The organism is Saccharolobus solfataricus, assembly GCF_900079115.1.
Taxonomy (GTDB): domain Archaea; phylum Thermoproteota; class Thermoprotei_A; order Sulfolobales; family Sulfolobaceae; genus Saccharolobus; species Saccharolobus solfataricus.
In genome coordinates, this window is record NZ_LT549890.1 from 862601 (window position 1) to 883686 (window position 21086).

The window sequence follows — 21086 nt, forward strand, 5'->3', positions numbered from 1 at the left end:
ATATCTCCTCAAAAAGAGGCTAAAGCCCTATATTTAGCCATATCGAGAGTCTTTCTATAACACTCAGTTAAGGAGTTTATCACTGCATCCCATCTAAATCTACTCTTAACCCTAGTTATTGCATTTTCACGTACCTTATCCCAGTATCTCGTATCATCTACTTTAACCTCACTCGCCTTATATAACAAATCGCTTTTATTTAGCTCAGAAGCCTCTGACAAATATAATGCAATCCTTATGGCTCTAGCTAATTCGTCTATACTTTCAGGCTTAATTAAGAGACCTGTGGCATTATTCTTATCCTCCCTAATGTCAACGACTGTTTCTCTTAAACCCCCTACGCTATAGGCAATTACTGGCAACCCCATAGCCATAGCCTCAATTGAATTTATGCCAAATGGTTCCCATCTAGATGGAATGACGAAGACTGAAGATACGTAGTGAAACAATTTATATAAATCTAAATCCATTCTACCCACTATTAACCTAATATTATCCTTAATTTCTGAAGCCCTCTCTATAATATCCCAAAGTAAGTTGTAATCCCCAGACGGTAGCCCAAAAATTAAGAGCCTAGCATTATTTATCTCATTCACAACTGTTTTCATAGCCCTTAAAAGTAAATCTACACCTTTTTGATATACTAATCTCCCAGTGAATAGAACAAGGGGTCCTTCCCCTAAATCGTCGTAAGTCCAATCATCTCTTAATCCTAGTCTATTTCTATTATTCCATAGCATATTGCCGGTAGTGTAATCCTCTGGAATAACCCTTAGGGAGTGCAGAGATGAAAGTAGCCTTCTCCTTAACTCCCTTCTGTCCTTAGTTCCATACATTGTAACAGCCTTATTTTGGATCTCTTCCACATCCCAATCCGTACCATTATACGTTACACATGATTTATTGGCTACCCAATTTCCTACAAAATTAAATACGTCAAAACTTAAATAACTGTAACTTACACTACTCACCATATCAGCCTCGTAACAACCAAATTTCTCAATTTTTCCACCTGACAACACATCCCATACATATGAATATTTATATAATTCATGCTTAGCTACCATCCAAATATAATGCCAACAATCCTCAATTCCAGACCAGTCTTGAGAAGCGTAGTGCCAAGGTACACCAATGTAATTCAGTAAGTGAATAGTGTAAATAAATGGGACGATTATTCGTCTCTCTTCCAAGAGTTGTTTTATCCTAACTGCGGGAATTACGGCGTGCCAATCTTGTGCATGGATTATATCTGGAAGGTTAGATAGATTGCCTAAAGTGAACCCCTCTAATCCTCTTGTTAATAGCGAAATTTTCTCCATTGTGTTATCATAGATATTCCATGAATCTAATACCCTACCAGTGTTATAATCTAATCCTTTTACCAAAATTACCTTGAAATTATCTATTTTTCCTTCTTCAAATCCTATTTTATAATTATAATAGTTATTATCTATACCCTTTCTTCTTCCCTCAACGATCATGTCAATATGTCTTAAACTTAAGAGAGACCTATAATATTCATTTAGATGCCTTCCATGAGATGGCAAGAAAACCGTAATATCTACTCCCTTTTCAGCTAGATGTTTAGCTATGTTATATACAGCATTTCCTAATCCTCCAACACTTGCTATCTTTTGCAATTCAAATGTTATCATCCACACTTTTTTAATGTCCTCAGGTAACCACAATGATTCAATCCTTTTCATTTCCTAACCACAGCCTTAAGTTTTTCAAATGAGTTTTAAACCTTTCATCTCTCATTACAATTTCCATGAACTCTTTTTCATTCCAAGCTATCGACGCTCTCTTATCTCCTAATATGAATATATAAGGCTCATTCTTAATATTTAATTTACTTATTTCTTCATGTATAAATGTCGATATTGCATAAAATTCATTTATAAACGCATCTATAGGGGATCCAAAGGCGTTAAAATAGGAATGTACTTCAGCTGGACTCCCATGCCCTAAATAAAGATAATAGTAATTATCGCTTGTAGTAAAATATCTCCAGACCCTTAAATACTCATTACCCAATTCCCTTGAGGGCATCTCAGCCCTTCTAACCGCATCATCGTAAGCCCATTGCATTATATTTCCCAACCAACTTTTCTCATCTTTTTCTATATCAGCCCACGAGGTAGTATGAGCAATTTCTATTTCATCATAGACGTCATTGTAAACTTCCTTTGGCATCATCATTTCAACTCCTTTACTGTTAAGCTCTATTGGTAACCATTTAAGAAATTCTAAAATTCCAGTTTGTTCTCTGTGGTGTTCTCCAAAAGTCTCGTAATCTACGAATATTAATCCTACATTTCCCTCACTTCTACTTATCCAATCAGCATACTTGGAAGCTGTTAACGGATATTGATCCCAATTTGGATTAGAAAATCTGAAGGCTATATCATCACTTAACGTATAATTCCTAAACAACATTCTAATCTCATGTCCCTTCAATTTATAGACGTAATTTGGACTTCGTCCATTTAAATTTCTATTAGTTCCCTCACTTAACATCATCTTAAAGCCCATTTTTTCAACTTCTTCTACAATATCCTTTTTAGTAATTAATTCAGTATTTTCAAAAGTGGTAGGATATTGTCCAAAATAAGACTTTATCGTATCCTTATGCATCTTAACTTGCTCTTTCCATTCACTTTTATCCTCCCAAAGGCTGGTTACAGAATGATAATAGGTTTGCGCTAGAAATTCAACTTTATGTGTATATGCCAATTGTTGAAATAATTCTATTACCTCTCTTCCCCATCTCTCCGCTTGCTCTAAGAAAGTCCCTGAAATTGAAAAGAAGTATTTAACGTTATTTCCTTCTTCTTCGGCTCTTTCAATAGAGCTTAGTATTATGTTTGTTGCAGGGATGTAGCAGTTCTTCTTTATTCTCTCAAATATCTCTTTATTTCTCTCAGTATCGAAAAATCTATCCTCTAGCTTTTGTCTAAATCGCGGGTTCCAGAAGAAATCTCTTCTAATCCTGAATGGTTGGTGAACTTCAAATCCTACTATTACTCTTTTCATATCTTTTTATAAGTTACACATTCATAAATATTATTTGATGACAAAGTGGGATATATCAGATGTAAAAGTTATAATTCCCATAGGGGGTGAGGCTACTAGACTAAGACCCTTAACAATAGAAACATCTAAAGCAGCTGTTAGATTACTTAATAGACCGCTTATTGAATATACAATTTTAGAGTTAGCTAAACAAGGTATTAAGGAATTTATCTTTGGTGTAAAAGGGTATGTAAATTATAGGTCTTTGTTTGACTTATTCAAGGAGGGTATTGGTTTTTCGGCAAGATACAAGATTAAGCCAAGAGTTCACTTTAAGTATCAACCGAGAGTAGATAGTATAGGTAACGCTGACTCTGTAAGAATAAATATTGAATATTATGACATTAATGAACCAATTGTAGTAGTGCAAGGCGATAATATATTCAAATTAGATATAACGAAAGCATTGGAATTTCATGAATCCAAAAGTTCGCTTATGACCATAGTGCTAAAGAAGTATGAAGGAGACTTAAGCGAATTTGGCGTAGCTGATACCACTGGAGATTTAGCAATAAGAAAATTTGTTGAGAAGCCAAAAAGAAGAGAGGACGCACCATCAGATTTAATAAATACTGGGATTTACATCTTGTCCCCTGAAATAAGAAAGATATTCAAGAGTAATGACGTGAAGGAAATGTACAAAATGGGCAAAATGGATTTTGGAAAGGATATAATTCCATACTTGATAAATAAAGGTTATCCAGTTTACGGATATCCCATGAAGGAAATATGGTTTGATATAGGTACTCCAGAGCGTTATTTGGACGCAATGGTTACGCTACTGCACACATTGTCAGATTCTGAAATAGGTGGAATAAGAATAGATCCTAATAGACGTATATTTGTACAAGGAACAAGCCCAGACTCAAGGAAGAGAAGAAGAGAGATACAGAGAAAATTCAAGAAAGGACTCATAAAGATTGAGGGCGATGCACTTATCGGTAGGCATTGTCAAATAGGTGACGATACATATATAGAGGAGTCTAATATAGACAATTTTACAATGATTGGGAAGGGTGTAAAGATAGTAAGAAGTGCAATTATGGATAGAGGCTATATTGGAGATAATGTGCATATTGAAAATTCGATAATAGCTAGGCACGTCGAGATAAGGTCAAATAATGAGAAGCCAGTTAGAATAATAAATAGTGTAATTGCTGACGATGTAATAGTAGGAGAAGGTACCGAGATTATAAATTCCAGAATTTACCCACACAAGTTTATAAATGCCGGGAGTAGAATTCATGATACAATATTGACATGAAAGGCATTTCACCATGAGAGTTTCCTCCATAGGAAATGGCAGAATGCTGATAAACTTTGATGAGAAAGGAAGAATAGTCGATATTTATTATCCTTATATAGGAATGGAGAACCAGACTTCTGGAAACCCAATTAGGTTAGCTATTTGGGACAAAGATAAGAAAGTGGCATCTCTAGATGAGGATTGGGAAACTACTGTATTATATATAGATGAAGCTAATATGGTTGAGATTAGGAGTGATGTTAAGGAGTTAGGACTTTCTCTTCTCTCTTATAACTTTCTAGATTCTGATGATCCGATATATATGTCTATTGTAAAAATAGCAAATAACGAAAATAATAGCAGAAATATAAAAGTATTTTTTATACATGATATAAATTTATATTCAAACCCTTTTGGGGACACTGCATTCTATGATCCCCTATCCCTTTCAATTATACATTATAAGTCTAAACGATATTTAGCCTTTAAAGTGTTTACCACGGTATCGACACTTTCTGAGTATAACATAGGCAAAGGTGACTTAATTGGAGATATTTATGATGGCAATTTAGGACTTAATGGTATAGAAAATGGTGATGTAAATTCAAGTATGGGTATAGAGATAAATATAGATCCTAATTCCTATTTGAAATTATACTACGTAATAGTCGCAGATAGAAACTTGGAAGGCTTAAGGCAAAAAATAAGGAAAATAAACTTTGCAAACGTAGAGACATCGTTTACGTTAACCTATATGTTTTGGCGGAATTGGTTAAAGAAAAATAAACTCTTCAGAAATAATTTAATGCAGGATATTAAGAGAGTCTATGATGTGAGTCTTTTTGTGATAAGAAATCACATGGACGTTAACGGGTCAATAATAGCTTCCTCAGACTTCTCCTTCGTCAAGATTTATGGGGACTCATATCAGTATTGTTGGCCTAGAGATGCGGCAATTGCAGCTTATGCTCTAGATCTAGCTGGCTATAAGGAACTAGCATTAAAACACTTCCAGTTCATTTCTAATATTGCAAATTCTGAAGGCTTCCTATATCATAAATATAATCCAAATACAACTCTAGCTAGTTCTTGGCATCCTTGGTATTATAAAGGTAAAAGGATATACCCAATTCAAGAGGATGAGACGGCATTAGAAGTATGGGCAATAGCTAGTCATTACGAAAAATATGAAGATATTGACGAAATACTTCCATTATATAAGAAGTTCGTGAAGCCAGCCTTAAAATTTATGATGTCTTTTATGGAAGAAGGATTGCCAAAACCTTCTTTTGACCTATGGGAAGAAAGGTATGGTATACATATTTACACAGTATCTACGGTTTACGGCGCATTAACAAAGGGAGCAAAGTTAGCTTATGATGTAGGTGATGAAATATTAAGTGAAGATTTAAGTGATACATCGGGTTTATTAAAAGGAATGGTTTTGAAAAGAATGACTTATAATGGAAGATTTGTTAGAAGAATAGACGAGGAAAATAACCAAGATCTAACTGTGGACTCAAGTCTCTATGCTCCATTCTTCTTTGGTCTTGTTAATGCAAATGACAAAATCATGATAAATACCATTAACGAGATTGAAAGCAGATTAACTGTGAATGGTGGGATAATAAGGTATGAGAATGATATGTATCAGAGGAGGAAAAAACAACCAAACCCTTGGATAATTACGACATTATGGCTATCTGAATATTATGCAACAATTAACGATAAAAATAAGGCAAACGAGTACATAAAATGGGTAATTAATAGGGCATTACCAACCGGCTTTTTACCAGAACAAGTTGATCCAGAAACTTTTGAGCCAACTTCAGTTACACCTTTGGTATGGTCTCATGCTGAATTCATAATAGCAATTAATAAGCTCTTAAACCATATATAACCCTTGAATGATCCCCTTAGACCAGTGTGAGGAGGAGTGGCTTTTACCAACTAGGACTGGAGGATATGCATCATCTACAATATGCGGAATAAACGCTAGAACTTATCATGGATATCTAATAGTACCACTAAACCAACCACATCATAGATTTCTAATACTTTCCAAGTTTGAGGATTTCTTACTTATTAACGGCGATACATACTCGATGTCTACTAATTATTATCCCGGCTCCTACTATCCAGATGGTTATAAATATTTAATTAAAGTTGAAAAAAACAGTAATAGCAAAATAACTTGGCATTATGACTTTGGTTATTCGCAAGTGGAAAAAACTCTAAGAGTTCATAAAGGCTATAATGCAATAACAATCACCTATATTGCAACTAGGGGTAAATTCAAATTATGTCCCTTCATTACCTTTAGAAGCCATCATCTAGCTAAGAAATTACAGAATGAGTTCTTTACATACGAGATTTATCCTCCAAATACAATTTACATATTATATGAGGGGAAGAGGATTTTGAACTTTGAGATTCATGATAAGTATGAGCTTTTTAATTCTGGTTATTGGTACTATAACTTTATTTATAAATTAGATCAAGAATTAGGAAACAACTACATAGAAGATTTATATAATCCTTTCTGCATTGTCTCAACCTCAAATAAGATCTCGGTTACGGTATATTATGATCAACGTCCAAAGGATCTAAGCGTTGAAGAAAATGAACATTATGACATTTTAAAACTTCTTTCGGCTGCAGGGAAAGACTTTGTAGTTAAAGGGAAAGATGGTTGGGCAATCATAGCAGGATATCATTGGTTTGACGAATGGGGTAGAGATACTTTCATATCTTTGGAGGGACTTTTGCTTGTTGACAAGCAGTATGATATTGCTAAAGAGATAATTCTCAAGTATTTAAATCTAGAAAAAAGGGGTATGCTACCGAACAATTTCATAAGCTATAATGGAGAACCAGTATACAGAGGTGTCGATATTTCGCTCTGGGCTATAAATGCAATTTACAAAACTTATATTTACTCACGAGATAAGAACTTCATCAGAAAGGTAGTAGATAAGGTTCTAGACATAATAGACTGGTATTCCAAGGGAAATGGGGTAATCTATAACGTTGATAACCTAATTTTCCATAAAGGAGCCCCTAGAACCTGGATGGACGCTTCATATGATAGTAGGATAGTAACCCCCAGAGAAGGTGCTGCAGTTGAGATAAACGCATTATGGTATAACGCACTAAGAGTAACTGAATTCTTACTTAACGAACTTGGAGAAAAAGCAGAATATTTATCTGAAAAAGCAGAAAGTGTAAAGAAGTCGTTTGCAGAAAAATTCATTTCACAGGATGGTCTTTACGATTATATAAACTGGGATAACATTCCCGATAAGAGCATAAGACCTAATCAAATATTTTCCATTTCTCTACCTTTCCCAATAATAGACGATAAGAGCATAGCTTCTAAGATTTTAACACTTATTGAAAGTAAGTTGCTTAGACAATATGGATTAAGTAGTTTAAGTAGAGAAGATCCAAACTATAAACCAGTATATAAGGGGGATAGGAGAAGTAGAGATGAAGCTTACCACAATGGACCCATATGGCCTTGGTTACTAGGCGCCTATGTTGATTCTAAATTAAGACTTGAAAGCAACATAATGGAACTAAAACTTTTGTTAGAGTACTTCAATCCCCTTTTAGCTCATGCTAGCAAAAACCAAGGATATATTCCGGAAATTTTTGATGATATACCACCATATAAGCCAAGGGGCTGTTTTGCACAAGCATGGAGTAATGCAGAGGTATATAGGGTGCTAGTTAACTTGTCCAAACTATAGGGATAAGTTTTTTAGGGGTAAAAGTTTAATCTATTCCTATGAAAATCAGAATACTAACCTTAACTTCATTATCCCACTTTATAAACGACGGAAATAGCTGGGTCCTTCCAGTGACGTTCACATTCCTAATAACGTATCTTGGTATATCAAAATTCCTAATCGGAATACTATCTGGCGCATTTTTCTTCGGAATATCAGCATTAGCTTCGCCTTTAGTCTCCAAGATAGCAGACAAGTTTACCAATTATTCCAGCATAATGGGAATAGGAATATTACTATGGGGAATTGGATTAATATCATTCGGTTACTCAATACAACTCCACTTTTTGCCATTAGTATTCATTTCAGTGGCAATAGCTGGTTTTGCATCAGCATTCTATCACCCAATAGGTGCGGCTGTTCTATCAATAACATACAAGGGAAATGCTGGTATTGCATTAGGCATAAACGGGTCAATGGGTAGCCTTGGCAGGGCAATTTACCCAACATTAACCCTTTCACTATTTGCAATATTGAATAAGGATATGACCTTAGATATGTTAATAATAGGTATAATATCAATAATAGCTGCATTGCCATCAATATTCCTAAAGATTTCTATCACGAAAGAGGAGGATCATAAAACACCTTCCTCTTCCAATACCACTAGTACCAGAGGCACATTATTTGTAGTAATCTTATTGACTATCATTGCATTACTACGAAGTATATTTGGTCAAGGAATTTCACAATTCCTTCCAACATTATTAGTAGAAAATTATGGTTATTCTTACAACGTTAACTTAGGTGAAGCAATTACAATCGCTCTAGCAGCAGCTATAGTAGGGCAACCAATACTAGGATTCCTATCAGATAGAGTAGGGAGAAGGCTAATTTACGCTATATCGACCTTTGGTGCTGCCTTAACATTACTTTTGTTTCTAAAAATACCAAACATAGCCTTGCTATCATTATTTGGATTTTTTAACTTCAGCGCATTCCCACTAATGCTATCAATAGTAGGAGATTTTGTACCTAGAAATTCAGCGAGTTTTGCCAATTCACTAGTTTGGGGATTAGGAGTTACTGGTGGTGGAGTTATTGGTCCAATAGTAGTGGGAGCAGTATCCCAAGTTTCAAACTTAGTGTTCGCAAGTGAAATAGTAACCATAATGGCTTTCGTCGCAGGAGCGTTAACAGCATTAATTCCTAAACCACCAAAGAGAACCAAAGTACCATTATTTGGATAAATTTTTTATCCATAAATTTTATATAGTTCTCGTGGTTAAAAAGACGGAAAAAATTCTCGGCGGCATTATAACATTACTTATTTTAAAGACGCTTTTAGAAGAACCGAAACATGGATATGAACTTGAAAAGATAATAAGAGAGAAGTTGGATTATAAACTACCAGAAGGGTCAATATATGTTATATTAAAGAACTTAGAAAGAAGAGGATTAATAAAGCCGCAAGTTATGAAAAACGAGAGAGGACATGATATAAAGAAGTACATAATAACTGAAGAAGGAAAAAAATTCTTCCTATCACATGAGAAACCACTAATAGCTGTAAGAAAGGTATTAGACGAGATAATAGCGGATATCCAAAAATTAAAGATTAGATAGTAAACCCTCCACGAACTTATCCATCTTGTCTAACAACTCCTTATTTCTTATATCATACTCCTCCCCAACCTCACTTGGCTTCCTATAACCAATCTTAACAACATTGTTCTCGCTCCAGACTAGGAACCTTAACGGCAATTCGTAAGCTACATGTCTGTTGTGAAGCATCAATAATGTGCCAACACTAGGGTTTCCAAAATAAATTACGATAGTTGGCTCTAAACTAAGCCCAACCTTCCTTGCATTCTCGGAATGATCAATAATTGCAAAAACTTCAGCTCCAGATGATTTTATCCTTTCGATTAGCGTCTTAACACATTCGTTAAACCCAAGCTTACATTCCTTAACGTTAAACATTAAGTTAGACTAAAACACATACTTAAAAAGTTTTTCCAAAATTAGATTTTTTCTACGTCAAGAGAGAAATCCAAAGATCTGTAACTATGTGTGATATAACCACTGGAAATAACGTCAACACCAGTCTTAGCGTAATCAATAACATTATCCGGAGTTATCCCACCGGAAGCCTCTAAAAGGACCTTACTCTTAAGCTCATTAACTATTGGTAAAATCTCATAAGGCTTCATATTATCTAGTAATATTACATCAGCACCAGCCTTAAACGCCCTTATTGCATCTTCATAAGAAGAAACCTCAACTTCAATAATTTTAGTGAAACTCACCGAAAACTTAACTCTCTTAATCAACTCCTCAAGATTTCCATACAAAGTAATGTGGTTATCCTTGATCAAAACAGCATCGGATAAATTATACCTATGGGGATCACCACCACCAACCTCAATAGCGTATTTCTCAAATAACCTAAAGCCCGGGGTAGTCTTTCTAGTACCAGCAATTCTCACATAAGGATTAACCTCCTTTGCCTTCTTAACCATCAAATTAGTAATAGTCGCAATACCAGAAAGTTTACCTAAGAAATTCAAAATAAGCCTTTCAACAGTCAAAATATCGGCATCACCCTCAAAATTCAAAACGATATCACCCTTTTTAACCTCTCTACCGTCTTTCTCCCCATTTATGTTGGAAAACCCTAAGTACTTTAAAAAAGGAACAATAAACCTATTACCCGCCAAAATTCCAGAATCCTTACACCTAACGATACCCCTCGCCCTTATACCCTCTAAAAATTTAGTAGTAATGTCCTCCGGCATAACGTCTTCTTCCAAATAATCTAAGAGCCTTTTAACGTAAATCCAATCAATCAATTTCTACTCACCATGAAATATATCCTCTTACCGTCTTCCCAACTCTTATTAGGGTAATCCTCCCTATAATGTGCACCTCTACTTTCCGTTCTTAACAACGCTCCTTTAGCACTTAATAAGCTTACAAGCGAAGCGTTGTCATTAAATGTGTCATTAGACTCGTAAATCTTAACTAGCTTATCTAGTCCCTCGCCATTTCTGACAATCCCTAAATAATTCCAATTATACTCCCTAATCTCCTCTAAGCTTAACCTATTACTACTATTCCTTAGCCTCACTTCAATAACCTCCTTAACGTCATCAATACTTAATCCCTCCCAATTATCAATATATCTTACAAGATTTACACCATAAACCAAATCCTCAGCGAGAGAATTACTGGCCAACCTATTTGCTCCGTGTAAACCAGTATCTGTAACCTCACCTATTGCATATAAACCCTTGATATTACTTTCACCACGAGTATTAACTCTAATACCGCCTATAGTATAATGAACACCAGGGAAAACTTGAAGCCTCTTACCGTACCTCTTTACATAATTGCTCAATATGGGGAACTTCCTATCAAAATCTTCAATAGGTGAAAGATCGATATAAACTGTATGCCCCTTCTTGTACTGGTCATAAATAGCCCTACTTAAAACGTCCCTTGGAGCCAATTCACCCCTACTATCATATTTAAAAACAAACCTCTCATTCCTCTCATTAACTAAAATAGCACCCTCACCCCTTAGGGTTTCAGTCAACAGATAGGCTTGACCATCAAACGTTGTAACAGTAGGGTGAAATTGAACAAACTCCGTATCTGAAACCAAAGCACCAGCTTTAAAGGCTATGGCTATACCATCTCCTATGTTTGTACTAGGATTCGAAGTAAATTTGAACAAATAGCCATAACCACCTGTAGCTAAAACAACCTTTTCAGCGTCAAAACTTCCACCCTTTTCCGTTATGAATCCTGCAACCTTACCATCTTTAACCTTTAAGGCTAGCAACTTATCTTCAATGAGATTAATTCCCTTTTTCTTAGCTAAGTTCAAAAGGAAATTGGTTATCTCCCTTCCAGTATCGTCAGTCTTATGCAATATCCTTCTCTTAGAATGCCCACCTTCTAACCTTAAATCATCATCAAATTTGAAACCCCATTTTTCAACTGTGCTAACAACGTACCGAATCTCTCTTGTAACGTAATCGACAGTTTTACTATCACATAACCCATCACCCACTTCCAAAGTATCGATCTTGTGAAGCTCTGGTGAATCATCATTACCAACAGCGGCTGCAATACCACCCTTCGCCCAATAACTTGAGCCCCCATTAATTTTCTTTGAAATAATAGTTACCTTGTATCCAGATTTATGCAAGGATATGGCGGCGCTTAGACCCGCTAAACCACTGCCAAAAATGTAGATCATACTCGAACATATGTTCGACCAAATAAAAAGTTTTTTATTAGCCAAAAGTTTTTATACCAGGTTACTATACGAACATATGTTCGGAAAATGACAAGAGTTGAAGAGTTACTCAGTCAAATAAAGAACCTAAAAACTGAAAAGAATGCAATAATTTTAGGACATAATTACATGGAATACTCTGTTCAGTTAGTTTCAGACTTCACTGGAGATTCTTACGACTTGGCAGTTAAGGCAATGAAGACAAACGCTAAGATAATATTATTTGCAGGAGTGTACTTCATGGCAGAACAAGCCTCAGCATTAAATCCAAACAAGAAAGTACTCTCCCCAGATCCTAATGCGGGTTGTACGTTATCTGATTCACTTGACGTTAAAACATTGCAAGAATATAAAGAGAAGTACCCTAATGCCCCAGTAGTGCTTTACATAAATACCAGCATTTATGCTAAGGCTTTAGCAGATTACATAGTAACATCTTCAACTGCAGTGAAAGTCGTGCAGAAACTAAACGCAGATACAATACTATTTGGACCAGATGCTAATCTAGCTAACTACGTTCAACAAAAAGTTCCCAATAAGAAGATTATTAAAGTACCGCCAAATGGTAGATGTATAGTACATGCCAACTATACTAAACAACTAGTAGAACTAGCAAGGAAGAAGTACCCTAATGCTCTATTAATGGCTCATCCAGAGGCACCATTAGAAATTTTAGAAAGCGCAGATTTCGTGGGATCCACTAATCAAATGATACAATTCTCAAAAGAGAACAAAAATGAGGAGTTCATAGTTGCAACGGAAATAGGTATGATAAATGCTCTGAAGATTAAGAATCCGAGTAAGAAATTCTATCCACTCGTTACGACGGAAGCTTGTGCTTGTGCTAGGTGCCCATATATGAATATGATAAATTTGGAAAAGGTAAAGAGGTCTTTAGAGGAAGAGGTTTACGAGGTTAAGGTACCAGAGGATATTGCAGAAAGGGTTAAAAGGGCATTTGAAAATACTATGAAGTTGCTATAATGATAAAAATTGATTTTATTAAATATACGGTTTTTAGCTTTCTTTTCGCTATATATTATTTAAATTTATTCCATATTTCCTATACCAAATATCTAGTTATCTTGAAAGATAATTATAGTTATATATAAAATTTAAACTCTTTAGATATCTATGGATAAATCTAATTAGAATTAAATTCTAACTTATACAACTTCAACTTTTAAAAAAGTTTATTAGACACTACAAATTAAATATATAATACCATGTCTCGCTCAGATAAATTCTCCAATAAAGAGAAAATGAGACGTGGTTTATCCACAACCACAATAATAGGAATAGTAGTGGCAATAGTAATAATCGTAATAGGAGCCGTTGCTGCGGTAACTCTACTTAGTCATAAGCCGTCACAAGTAGTATCTACCACTTCTCCGTCTACTTCGCAATCAGCAACGTCAACATCTCCATCACAAGTTATTACCATAACCTATTTTGACGATCTATCGCCATCTGAAGCCAACATAACACAGAAAATAATAATTCCACAATTCGAGGCAACACATCCTAATATTAAAATTAATTATGTTGATGAAAGTGCTGACGATATAGTAAAAAGTGTTGTAGAGTTAGTAAAGAGTGGTAACGTTGGCCCAGTTATCATTGGTGAAGATAATCTTGTTATAGGAGAATTGCTCAATGGTAACTATTTAATGAACCTAACTCCATATGTAAATCAAATCTTACAGAATGTTAGTCTAATTCCATCGATGCAATCATTAGTCCAGTATGAACAAAAAGTATATCATGGTACTTACTTCATTCCTCTTAGAGCCAACATTCCTCTAGTCTGGTATAACGCAAGTCTCTTTAGGCAATTAGGTTTGGCTTCTCCACCAGAAAACTGGTCACAATTGCTACAGTACGCAAAGATAATTTATGATAAAACTGGCGTAAAACCCATAATGTTCCAAGGTCATGGTGGAGCAAGTACTTATACTGAGCTTTACCAGTGGATGGTCCAGGCTGGTGGAAATCCATTCTTATTTAATGATTCTGGCGATGTACTTGCATTTGAATATTTGTACAATCTCTCACAATATTTTAACCTAGAGTATATTCATGGATATTGGGGAAGCTATAAAGGATTAATTGATGGTAGTTACTATTTGATCGATTATCAATGGCCCTATATCTATAGTGTTATGGCCAGTGAAGGTGTTAATATGAGCAATATAGGATTCTACCCTGGCCCTACCGGCCCTGTTAACGGTGATCACTTAGTAGGTGGTGATGTATTAGCAATACCTAAGGGAGCAACACACATTGATGCGCTAATAGAATTCGCTAAGTTCTTACTATCTCCGCAAGTTCAAAGAGAATTTATCATTTACCTCTCATGGCCAGCAGTAAATCAACAAGCTTATCAGAATCTCCCAAGTAATATAAGTTCACTATACAAAGCTGAAGAAGAAGCTTTACAGAACGCATTCTTCAGAGAACCAGTACCTTGGATAACTGTTTGGGGACAGATAGCAGATAACGTGTTTAATCAAATAATCGTAAATCATGCACCATATTCACAAATACCTCAAATATTAAGTCAAGCAAATAAGGAAATGTACCAGTATCTCTTACAAAACTATAATGTAACGGTAGCACAAGAGTATGAGGAAGGAGTGTTTGGACCACTATACGGGTGAATAAAGTGAAGTTAACCTTTTTTTTATTGGTACTTCCTGCATTGGCATACGTAATTAGTTTTGCCTTTTTTCCCACTATTGAGGCCGTTTATTTGAGTTTTCAAGATCCCCATGGGGGTTTCTCTTTATATAATTATAAAGAACTGTCCTATTTTAATTTGTCTAGTGCAATAATTAATACAATTGTAGTTACAATTGGCGCATTAGCAATACAGCTAGCTCTAGGTTTTCTAGTTGCATCAGTTCTAAGTAGAGAATTCTTTGGGAAAAGAGCTTTATCTACTATAACAATAATACCAATGGGTATTGCAACAGTTGTCGCAGCAGTAACGTTCAGCTTCGTCTTTCAAACCTCTGGAGGATACGCAAATACAATTCTTCATTCCCTCTTTGGACTTAACGTAAATTGGTATCAATCTTCCATCTCGTCATTATTGGTAGTAATGATTGCGGACAGCTGGAAAAACACACCCATTGTAGCCTTAATATTGTTGGCTGGAATGTCCTCAATACCAAAGGAGTTATATTATGCGTCTGCAATAGATGGAGCTGGGCCGATTAGGAGATTTTTCTACATAACATTACCAAACCTTAGGAGCTTCATTGGGATATCACTTATTCTAAGAGGAGTGCAGGAATTCAACATATTCGCTTTACCTTTAATACTAATCGGTGAGCATCCCCCTCTCCTCACCACTTTAATATATGATTTATATACTACAACTTTTCCAGAAGTTGGATTAGCATTAGCTTCTGCAACGATACTTCTTGGATTTATCCTCGTATTTTCTGGCATAGTAATCAAACTCTCTGGAGGGAGATAACATGAGGTTGTGGGTATATTTAGGTGCAATAGTAGTAGGAATTTACTTTCTATTTCCACTTTACATTTTAGTATTACTAGCATTTAATTCCCCAAAATATACCGTCTTAGCGAAATTCCCCTCACTATTACCGGTGTCACTAACACTAAATAATCTACTAACAGCATTACAAGGCACGGCATTTATTGATCCATTCATAAAAAGTCTGGAGACAGCAACATTAGTGGGGATCATTACCATAGCATTGGCTATTCCAGCGGGATATGGTTTAAGTAGATTACCAAGAGCCATAGCATATTCCATAATTATCCTTCTATTAGTTACTAATATGATGCCAGCAATAGTAATAGGTATTCCAATAGCAGTAGATTTTCTTAAACTTCATCTTTTTGAATCCGTAGTAGGTCTAGCCTTAGCCCAAACACTAATAACACTACCATTAGCTACGTTCATCTTACAAGGCACGTTCTCGTCAATACCCATTGACCTCGAACATCAAGCTAGAGTTGATGGTGCAAATTTATTTAATAGGTTATTTTCAGTACTCTTACCACTAGCAGCACCTGGTATAGCAGCAGCATTCCTAATATCATGGATGTTCTCATGGGATGAGTTTACTTATGCAATCCTATTAATTCCCTATCACTCCACACTTCCAGTAACAATATACCAAGACGTTACCAGAGGAAACTTATTGGCAGGAATAGCATTTTCACTAATATTCACACTTCCCGTAATAATTTTAACTTTTGCATTACAAAAATATCTAAGAGGAGAATATCTAGCAGGGGGGATAAAAGGATGACGGTAGAACTAATAGATATTGTAAAGAAATATGGCAAAAACATTGTAATTAATGGCATAACAGAGAAGATAGAGACTGGAGAGTTCTTTGTAATACTAGGACCGAGTGGAGAAGGGAAATCAACATTATTGAAAATCTTGGCAGGAATTGAAAAATTAGATAAGGGAAAAATTATAGCGGATGGAGCAGACATTACAGACAAACCCCCAGAGAAGAGAAATGTTGCTATGGTATTTCAAAACTACGCACTTTACCCAAACATGTCAGTGAGAGATAATATAGCATTTCCACTCAAGATGAGGGGAATGAAAAAAGAGGAAATAATAGAAAGAGTGGAAAAAGCTGCAAAGCTTTTAGGTATATCAGAAATATTAGATAAAAAAGTAACACAAATCAGTGGAGGGCAACAACAAAGGGTCGCACTGGCTAGGGCAATTGTAAGAAATCCAAGCTATTTCTTGTTGGATGAACCATTAAGTAATCTAGATGCTAGAGTAAGGACAACAGCTAGAGGAGAATTGAAGAGAATACAAAAGGAATTGAAAGGTACGTTCATTTATGTAACCCACGATCAAAAGGAAGCCTTAAGTCTAGCAGATAGGATTGCTATACTTCATAAAGGCAAATTCGAACAAGTCAGTGATCCAAAAACACTGTATGAATATCCAAAAACAAAATGGGTGGCGCAATTCGTAGGTGAATTCCCAATGAATTTTCTACCTGGTGAACTAATGAAAGAAAAGGCGCAGGAAATAGGGTTTAGGCCAGAATGGGTAGAAGTAGGAAAAGGCAATTTATCTTGTATGGTAGAATCAGTAGAAGCTTCAGGGGAGTCAAGATACTTAATATGTAATTTTAAAAATAATAATATAACTATCCTTTCTCAGGAATTTTATGATGTAGGTCAAGAAGTTAGGTTTGAAATAATTAAATATAGAAAATATAATGATGGACGACTGGTACAAGAATAGGAAAAATTATTTTTAATGTTCCCAAAATATTTTTCTTATATGTCTATTTTCTTATTAAAACCGATATAAGCGTATACCCTTAACAATCTACCCTAAGATATAATTCATTAGCTCTCCTTATTGCCTATTCCTTGTCAAAAACATAATCATTTTACATTGTTAAAGGTAGTCCTTTAATATTAATTTATAAATAATGTTTATGATGAAATTAGACGAACTTGAGAAAGAACTTGGTTCAAAGCTTATTATGGACAATAACGTCATAGATCACTACTCCAAATCTCCCTATTTAGTCTCTCCAGTCCTATCGAAGATGGGTAAGAGAGTGCTAGGAGTAGTAATTGCTGAAGATAGGTATGACATTGAATTCGTTGTTAAATTTTGCGATATTCATAGAATCCCCTTATTAGCTAGGGGTGCAGGAACATCTACAATAGGGCAAGTACTACCAATACATCCCTCTATTGTATTGGATATTCAGAAATTAAATAAAACTATGGAATATGACGAGAAGTATTTGAAAATTTCCCCCGGAGTAAAGGTTCTAGATGCCCTGAATTACCTTAGGAAGAGGGGAAAAGAATTACAAGTATATCCTAGTAGCTTTTACATTTCCACTTTAGGAGGATATATTGCAGGAGGAGATGTAGGGATTGGATCATACCAATATGGCTATCATTTTCATAACGGTGGAATTAGACGTGTAAAAGTAGTGGGATCTACTGGAACTTTTGAATTAACCGGAGAAAATACCTTAGCAGTAGCCCAAGCTGCTGGAACAACTGGCATTATAGTTGAGGCTGATATAGCTACTGTAGACTATGAAGACTGGAAAGACCAACTAGTAAGATTTGATGAACTAGGTAAGTTGGTAAAATTCCTAAAAGACGTAGAGAACGAAAGAGATAAGATAAGGAGAATCACTATAGAGGATCAAGAAGCCTTATCATTAGTTGCCAAAAATAGAGCAATTCCGGGAAAATGGAATGTAATACTTGCAAGTACAAAAAGCTTTGGAGAAGAAGTGGAGATGAAATTCTTAGACGAATTGGCTTTTGCGGCTATTTACGTTACCATGAGCAGACTAACCAATTTCTCCGAATATTTTTACGAGGTTAGACTACTCTCTCTCGATAGTTTTCTCAAAGTAGTAAGCCAAGTTAAAAATGCTCTAGGTTCTAATGTACTAATACATGGCGATGTCATGACATTAAGAGGAGAAACCGTAATTTACACAGTGTTCATCTCTGATAGACAAAACTTCAACATAATAGATTCAATAATGACAAAGGAGGGAATACCATTTGAAATACATTCCTTAGTTGTAAATGACAGGGTAGATGAGGAATACAGATTAGAACTAATGAAAAAATACAAGCGAATAGTAGATCCTCACAATATCCTTAATCCGGGGAAGTTGAGAATATGATATTAAAAACACTATTAGAAGTTATAGACATCCTAGAATCTAAAGATCCATTACAAAAGATAAGGGAAAGGCTAGAAAGTAAAGTCAAATATGAAGAAATAAAAGCTGGAGAAGTAACCTTTATAAAAGCACTTTATGAAGGTGTAGGAAATAACAAAGTAGAGATCCTTGGAAGATTAGGAGCAATACAGATGGTCGGAGTAAATAAAGGTTTAGTCTCTGACGCTGACGGGGCGATTATAAGTCTAGCGGTTCTCCTAGAGCTTCTTAATCTAAGAGATAAAGGGATAGAGCTCAATCTCGATGTATTATTCGTAACTAATCTATCCATTAAGGCTAAACTAATTCCCCATAAACCATTCGACTTTATGGTTCCACTGGTAGGATTAGACGAAGCACTTAAAGTTGAAGTTGAACCCTCAGCATCACTCGTCATATCAATCGATTCAACTAAAGGAAATAGAATAGTTAAATTCGACGACTTCGCAATAACTCATGTAGTTAAAGACGGCTATATTTTAAAACTCCATGATAACGTAATCGACATTTATAATAAAATAACTGGGCACGAAATTTACATGGTTCCCTTGACAACTGGCGATCTAACTCCTCTAGATTATAATGTATCTCACATCAGTACTCTTATCTCACCGTGGTTATATACAGATTCTCCAGTGATTGGAATAGCTACAGTCTCCAAACAAGTTATACCAGGATATGAAACTGGTGTATTAAACATTGAAATGTTAGAACATGCATCAAGATTTTGCATTGAACTCCTTAAATATATAGAAAATGGAGGGAAAGTGTATGAAGAGAAAGAATTAGAAGAATTAGAGAATAGATTAGGAAAATCAAGCTTGTTAAAAGCTAAAAGAAGGTAATCATTGAAATGTTATATCCAGTAAAACTACTGAAAGACCTAGTACAAATCAAAACAGCAAATCCACCTGGGTCAGAATACGAGAGCATTTCGTTTTATCTGAAAGACCTATTTAACGATTTAGGTTTTCAAATACAACTAATCGAAATACCAGAGGAATATATGGATAAATACTACATTTACTCTCCATCACACAAAGGAAACAAAAGAATAATAGTAATTGCCAAGAATAGTCCCAACCCTATACTCCACTTCAACTTCCATTATGACGTCGTTCCACCAGGAGATGGTTGGTTAACAAACCCTTTCGAACTCAAGGTAGTCGATAATAAGGCGTACGGAAGAGGAACTTCAGATATGAAAGGTTCAATTGTGAGTTTATATTTAGCCCTATCTAGATTTAATGATTTACCAATCGAGATAGTGTTTGTCCCAGACGAGGAAAGTGGAGGTATAGGGACTAAATACTTGACAGAGGAAATTCGTATCGCTCCTAGTACTGCTATATTTGGTGAACCTAGTTTTCCTAACGTGTATATAGGGCATTTGGGTATAGTGAGGGGTATAATAAAAATATTTGGTAAACAAGCTCACGCAAGCAACCCAAAAGATGGCATTAATGCCTTTCTGCTAGCTTCTAAACTAGCACTAAAACTACAAGAAAAATTAGGAAATGAAATAGTTAACCTTGGGGGATATACGCTTAATCCCACTAATAATGATGGAATAGTACCGGGTTTCTTTGCCTTTAGCTATTATAGAGCTATTCCTCCCCATGATAATAGAACCCCAGAATTTGACAAGAATGTAATTGACACTACAGCTAGAGAAGTAGGAATAGAGTATAATTTTGAGATTAAATCTTTCATTTCAGGCTCAGTTTCTAATCCAGATTCCAGTGTAGCTAAAGCGTTTAAGTTTTGTATCACTTCAACTCTTAACGTAGTACCTAAAGAACTAATAAGTAATATAAGATATGACGCAGTCTTCTATAAAAATCTCGATTCGATAAACTTTGGCCCAGGAAGTTTAGATCAAGCTCATGTACCTAATGAGTATGTTGAATTAGATAACATAGAGAAAACTATTGTGATTTATGAATGCGTGATGAAAAGGATTTATTTTAATAATTATCGATAAAAACCCTTAACTT

The 21086-nt window shown here is 35.3% G+C and carries 18 protein-coding genes; 13 read left to right on the plus strand and 5 right to left on the minus strand.

Annotated features, from left to right (window positions below):
* Window positions 1–8 precede the first annotated feature (8 nt).
* Together SSOP1_RS05055 and SSOP1_RS05060 are read right to left on the minus strand one after the other, a co-directional pair.
* The gene (locus tag SSOP1_RS05055; protein WP_009989256.1) at window positions 9–1709 is read right to left on the minus strand and encodes a glycogen synthase; all 1701 of its coding nucleotides are present in this window, start codon (window positions 1707–1709) and stop codon (window positions 9–11) included.
* The gene (locus SSOP1_RS05060) at window positions 1696–3039 is read right to left on the minus strand and encodes a glycoside hydrolase family 57 protein (RefSeq protein WP_009989254.1); all 1344 of its coding nucleotides are present in this window, start codon (window positions 3037–3039) and stop codon (window positions 1696–1698) included. The genes SSOP1_RS05055 and SSOP1_RS05060 overlap by 14 nt, the downstream gene beginning before the upstream one ends.
* A 37-nt stretch (window positions 3040–3076) precedes the next feature.
* On the opposite strand from SSOP1_RS05060, the gene SSOP1_RS05065 reads away from it, so the two are divergent.
* From SSOP1_RS05065 to SSOP1_RS05085, 5 genes are read left to right on the plus strand one after another with little or no spacing between them, the layout of a single operon-like run.
* Complete coding sequence (locus tag SSOP1_RS05065; protein WP_009989252.1) at window positions 3077–4342, plus strand: nucleotidyltransferase family protein; 1266 nt, start codon at window positions 3077–3079, stop codon at window positions 4340–4342.
* A 13-nt stretch (window positions 4343–4355) separates the two neighbouring features.
* Complete coding sequence (locus SSOP1_RS05070) at window positions 4356–6224, plus strand: glycoside hydrolase family 15 protein (protein WP_009989251.1); 1869 nt, start codon at window positions 4356–4358, stop codon at window positions 6222–6224.
* A 7-nt stretch (window positions 6225–6231) separates the two neighbouring features.
* Window positions 6232–8076, plus strand: coding sequence for an amylo-alpha-1,6-glucosidase (locus SSOP1_RS05075; protein ID WP_063492733.1), 1845 nt, complete (start codon window positions 6232–6234; stop codon window positions 8074–8076).
* 38 nt (window positions 8077–8114) lie between these two features.
* Window positions 8115–9305, plus strand: a complete 1191-nt coding sequence (locus SSOP1_RS05080) for an MFS transporter (RefSeq protein WP_009989249.1) — start codon at window positions 8115–8117, stop codon at window positions 9303–9305.
* Window positions 9306–9336: 31 nt separating this feature from the next.
* A complete protein-coding gene (locus tag SSOP1_RS05085; protein WP_014511610.1) occupies window positions 9337–9681 on the plus strand; it encodes a PadR family transcriptional regulator in 345 nt (114 codons plus the stop codon).
* Here the strand turns inward: SSOP1_RS05085 and SSOP1_RS05090 are convergent.
* From SSOP1_RS05090 to SSOP1_RS05100, 3 genes are read right to left on the minus strand one after another with little or no spacing between them, the layout of a single operon-like run.
* On the minus strand, window positions 9667–10038 hold the full coding sequence (locus tag SSOP1_RS05090) for a DUF302 domain-containing protein (RefSeq protein WP_009989247.1): 372 nt from the start codon (window positions 10036–10038) through the stop codon (window positions 9667–9669). The two genes, SSOP1_RS05085 and SSOP1_RS05090, sit on opposite strands and share 15 nt — an antisense overlap.
* A 41-nt stretch (window positions 10039–10079) precedes the next feature.
* Complete coding sequence (gene nadC / locus SSOP1_RS05095; protein WP_009989246.1) at window positions 10080–10907, minus strand: carboxylating nicotinate-nucleotide diphosphorylase; 828 nt, start codon at window positions 10905–10907, stop codon at window positions 10080–10082.
* Window positions 10904–12322, minus strand: a complete 1419-nt coding sequence (locus SSOP1_RS05100; RefSeq protein WP_009989244.1) for an L-aspartate oxidase — start codon at window positions 12320–12322, stop codon at window positions 10904–10906. Before SSOP1_RS05100 ends, nadC begins: the two co-directional genes overlap by 4 nt.
* An 87-nt stretch (window positions 12323–12409) precedes the next feature.
* On the opposite strand from SSOP1_RS05100, the gene nadA reads away from it, so the two are divergent.
* From nadA to SSOP1_RS05140, 8 genes are all read left to right on the plus strand, one after another.
* Window positions 12410–13345 carry a quinolinate synthase NadA gene (nadA, locus tag SSOP1_RS05105; protein WP_009989240.1) on the plus strand — a complete coding sequence of 312 codons (936 nt, stop codon included), beginning with the start codon at window positions 12410–12412 and terminating at the stop codon, window positions 13343–13345.
* Window positions 13346–13587: 242 nt separating this feature from the next.
* Window positions 13588–15021: an ABC transporter substrate-binding protein gene (locus SSOP1_RS05110; RefSeq protein ID WP_009989239.1), complete on the plus strand. Its 1434-nt coding sequence runs from the start codon at window positions 13588–13590 to the stop codon at window positions 15019–15021.
* Between the two features lie 5 nt (window positions 15022–15026).
* Complete coding sequence (locus SSOP1_RS05115) at window positions 15027–15845, plus strand: carbohydrate ABC transporter permease (RefSeq protein WP_009989238.1); 819 nt, start codon at window positions 15027–15029, stop codon at window positions 15843–15845.
* 1 nt (window position 15846) lies between these two features.
* On the plus strand, window positions 15847–16650 hold the full coding sequence (locus SSOP1_RS05120; RefSeq protein WP_009989237.1) for a carbohydrate ABC transporter permease: 804 nt from the start codon (window positions 15847–15849) through the stop codon (window positions 16648–16650).
* Entirely contained in the window at window positions 16647–17621 is a 975-nt protein-coding gene (locus SSOP1_RS05125) for an ABC transporter ATP-binding protein (protein WP_009989235.1), read from the plus strand. The genes SSOP1_RS05120 and SSOP1_RS05125 overlap by 4 nt, the downstream gene beginning before the upstream one ends.
* A 193-nt stretch (window positions 17622–17814) precedes the next feature.
* Window positions 17815–19050 carry an FAD-binding oxidoreductase gene (locus SSOP1_RS05130; RefSeq protein ID WP_009989234.1) on the plus strand — a complete coding sequence of 412 codons (1236 nt, stop codon included), beginning with the start codon at window positions 17815–17817 and terminating at the stop codon, window positions 19048–19050.
* Window positions 19047–19934: a DUF1177 family protein gene (locus tag SSOP1_RS05135; protein ID WP_009989233.1), complete on the plus strand. Its 888-nt coding sequence runs from the start codon at window positions 19047–19049 to the stop codon at window positions 19932–19934. Before SSOP1_RS05130 ends, SSOP1_RS05135 begins: the two co-directional genes overlap by 4 nt.
* Before the next feature lie 8 nt (window positions 19935–19942).
* Complete coding sequence (locus SSOP1_RS05140) at window positions 19943–21073, plus strand: M20 family metallopeptidase (protein ID WP_009989231.1); 1131 nt, start codon at window positions 19943–19945, stop codon at window positions 21071–21073.
* Window positions 21074–21086 lie beyond the last annotated feature (13 nt).

Excerpts from the sequence above, each read along its gene's own strand:
- SSOP1_RS05055 (WP_009989256.1), bottom strand. The coding sequence starts at position 1,709 with ATGAAAAGGATTGAATCATTGTGGTTACCTGAGGACATTAAAAAAGTG.
- SSOP1_RS05060 (WP_009989254.1), bottom strand. The coding sequence starts at position 3,039 with ATGAAAAGAGTAATAGTAGGATTTGAAGTTCACCAACCATTCAGGATT.
- SSOP1_RS05065 (WP_009989252.1), top strand. The coding sequence starts at position 3,077 with ATGACAAAGTGGGATATATCAGATGTAAAAGTTATAATTCCCATAGGG.
- SSOP1_RS05070 (WP_009989251.1), top strand. The coding sequence starts at position 4,356 with ATGAGAGTTTCCTCCATAGGAAATGGCAGAATGCTGATAAACTTTGAT.
- SSOP1_RS05075 (WP_063492733.1), top strand. The coding sequence starts at position 6,232 with ATGATCCCCTTAGACCAGTGTGAGGAGGAGTGGCTTTTACCAACTAGG.
- SSOP1_RS05080 (WP_009989249.1), top strand. The coding sequence starts at position 8,115 with ATGAAAATCAGAATACTAACCTTAACTTCATTATCCCACTTTATAAAC.
- SSOP1_RS05090 (WP_009989247.1), bottom strand. The coding sequence starts at position 10,038 with ATGTTTAACGTTAAGGAATGTAAGCTTGGGTTTAACGAATGTGTTAAG.
- SSOP1_RS05100 (WP_009989244.1), bottom strand. The coding sequence starts at position 12,322 with ATGATCTACATTTTTGGCAGTGGTTTAGCGGGTCTAAGCGCCGCCATA.
- nadA (WP_009989240.1), top strand. The coding sequence starts at position 12,410 with ATGACAAGAGTTGAAGAGTTACTCAGTCAAATAAAGAACCTAAAAACT.
- SSOP1_RS05110 (WP_009989239.1), top strand. The coding sequence starts at position 13,588 with ATGTCTCGCTCAGATAAATTCTCCAATAAAGAGAAAATGAGACGTGGT.
- SSOP1_RS05120 (WP_009989237.1), top strand. The coding sequence starts at position 15,847 with ATGAGGTTGTGGGTATATTTAGGTGCAATAGTAGTAGGAATTTACTTT.
- SSOP1_RS05125 (WP_009989235.1), top strand. The coding sequence starts at position 16,647 with ATGACGGTAGAACTAATAGATATTGTAAAGAAATATGGCAAAAACATT.
- SSOP1_RS05130 (WP_009989234.1), top strand. The coding sequence starts at position 17,815 with ATGTTTATGATGAAATTAGACGAACTTGAGAAAGAACTTGGTTCAAAG.
- SSOP1_RS05135 (WP_009989233.1), top strand. The coding sequence starts at position 19,047 with ATGATATTAAAAACACTATTAGAAGTTATAGACATCCTAGAATCTAAA.
- SSOP1_RS05140 (WP_009989231.1), top strand. The coding sequence starts at position 19,943 with ATGTTATATCCAGTAAAACTACTGAAAGACCTAGTACAAATCAAAACA.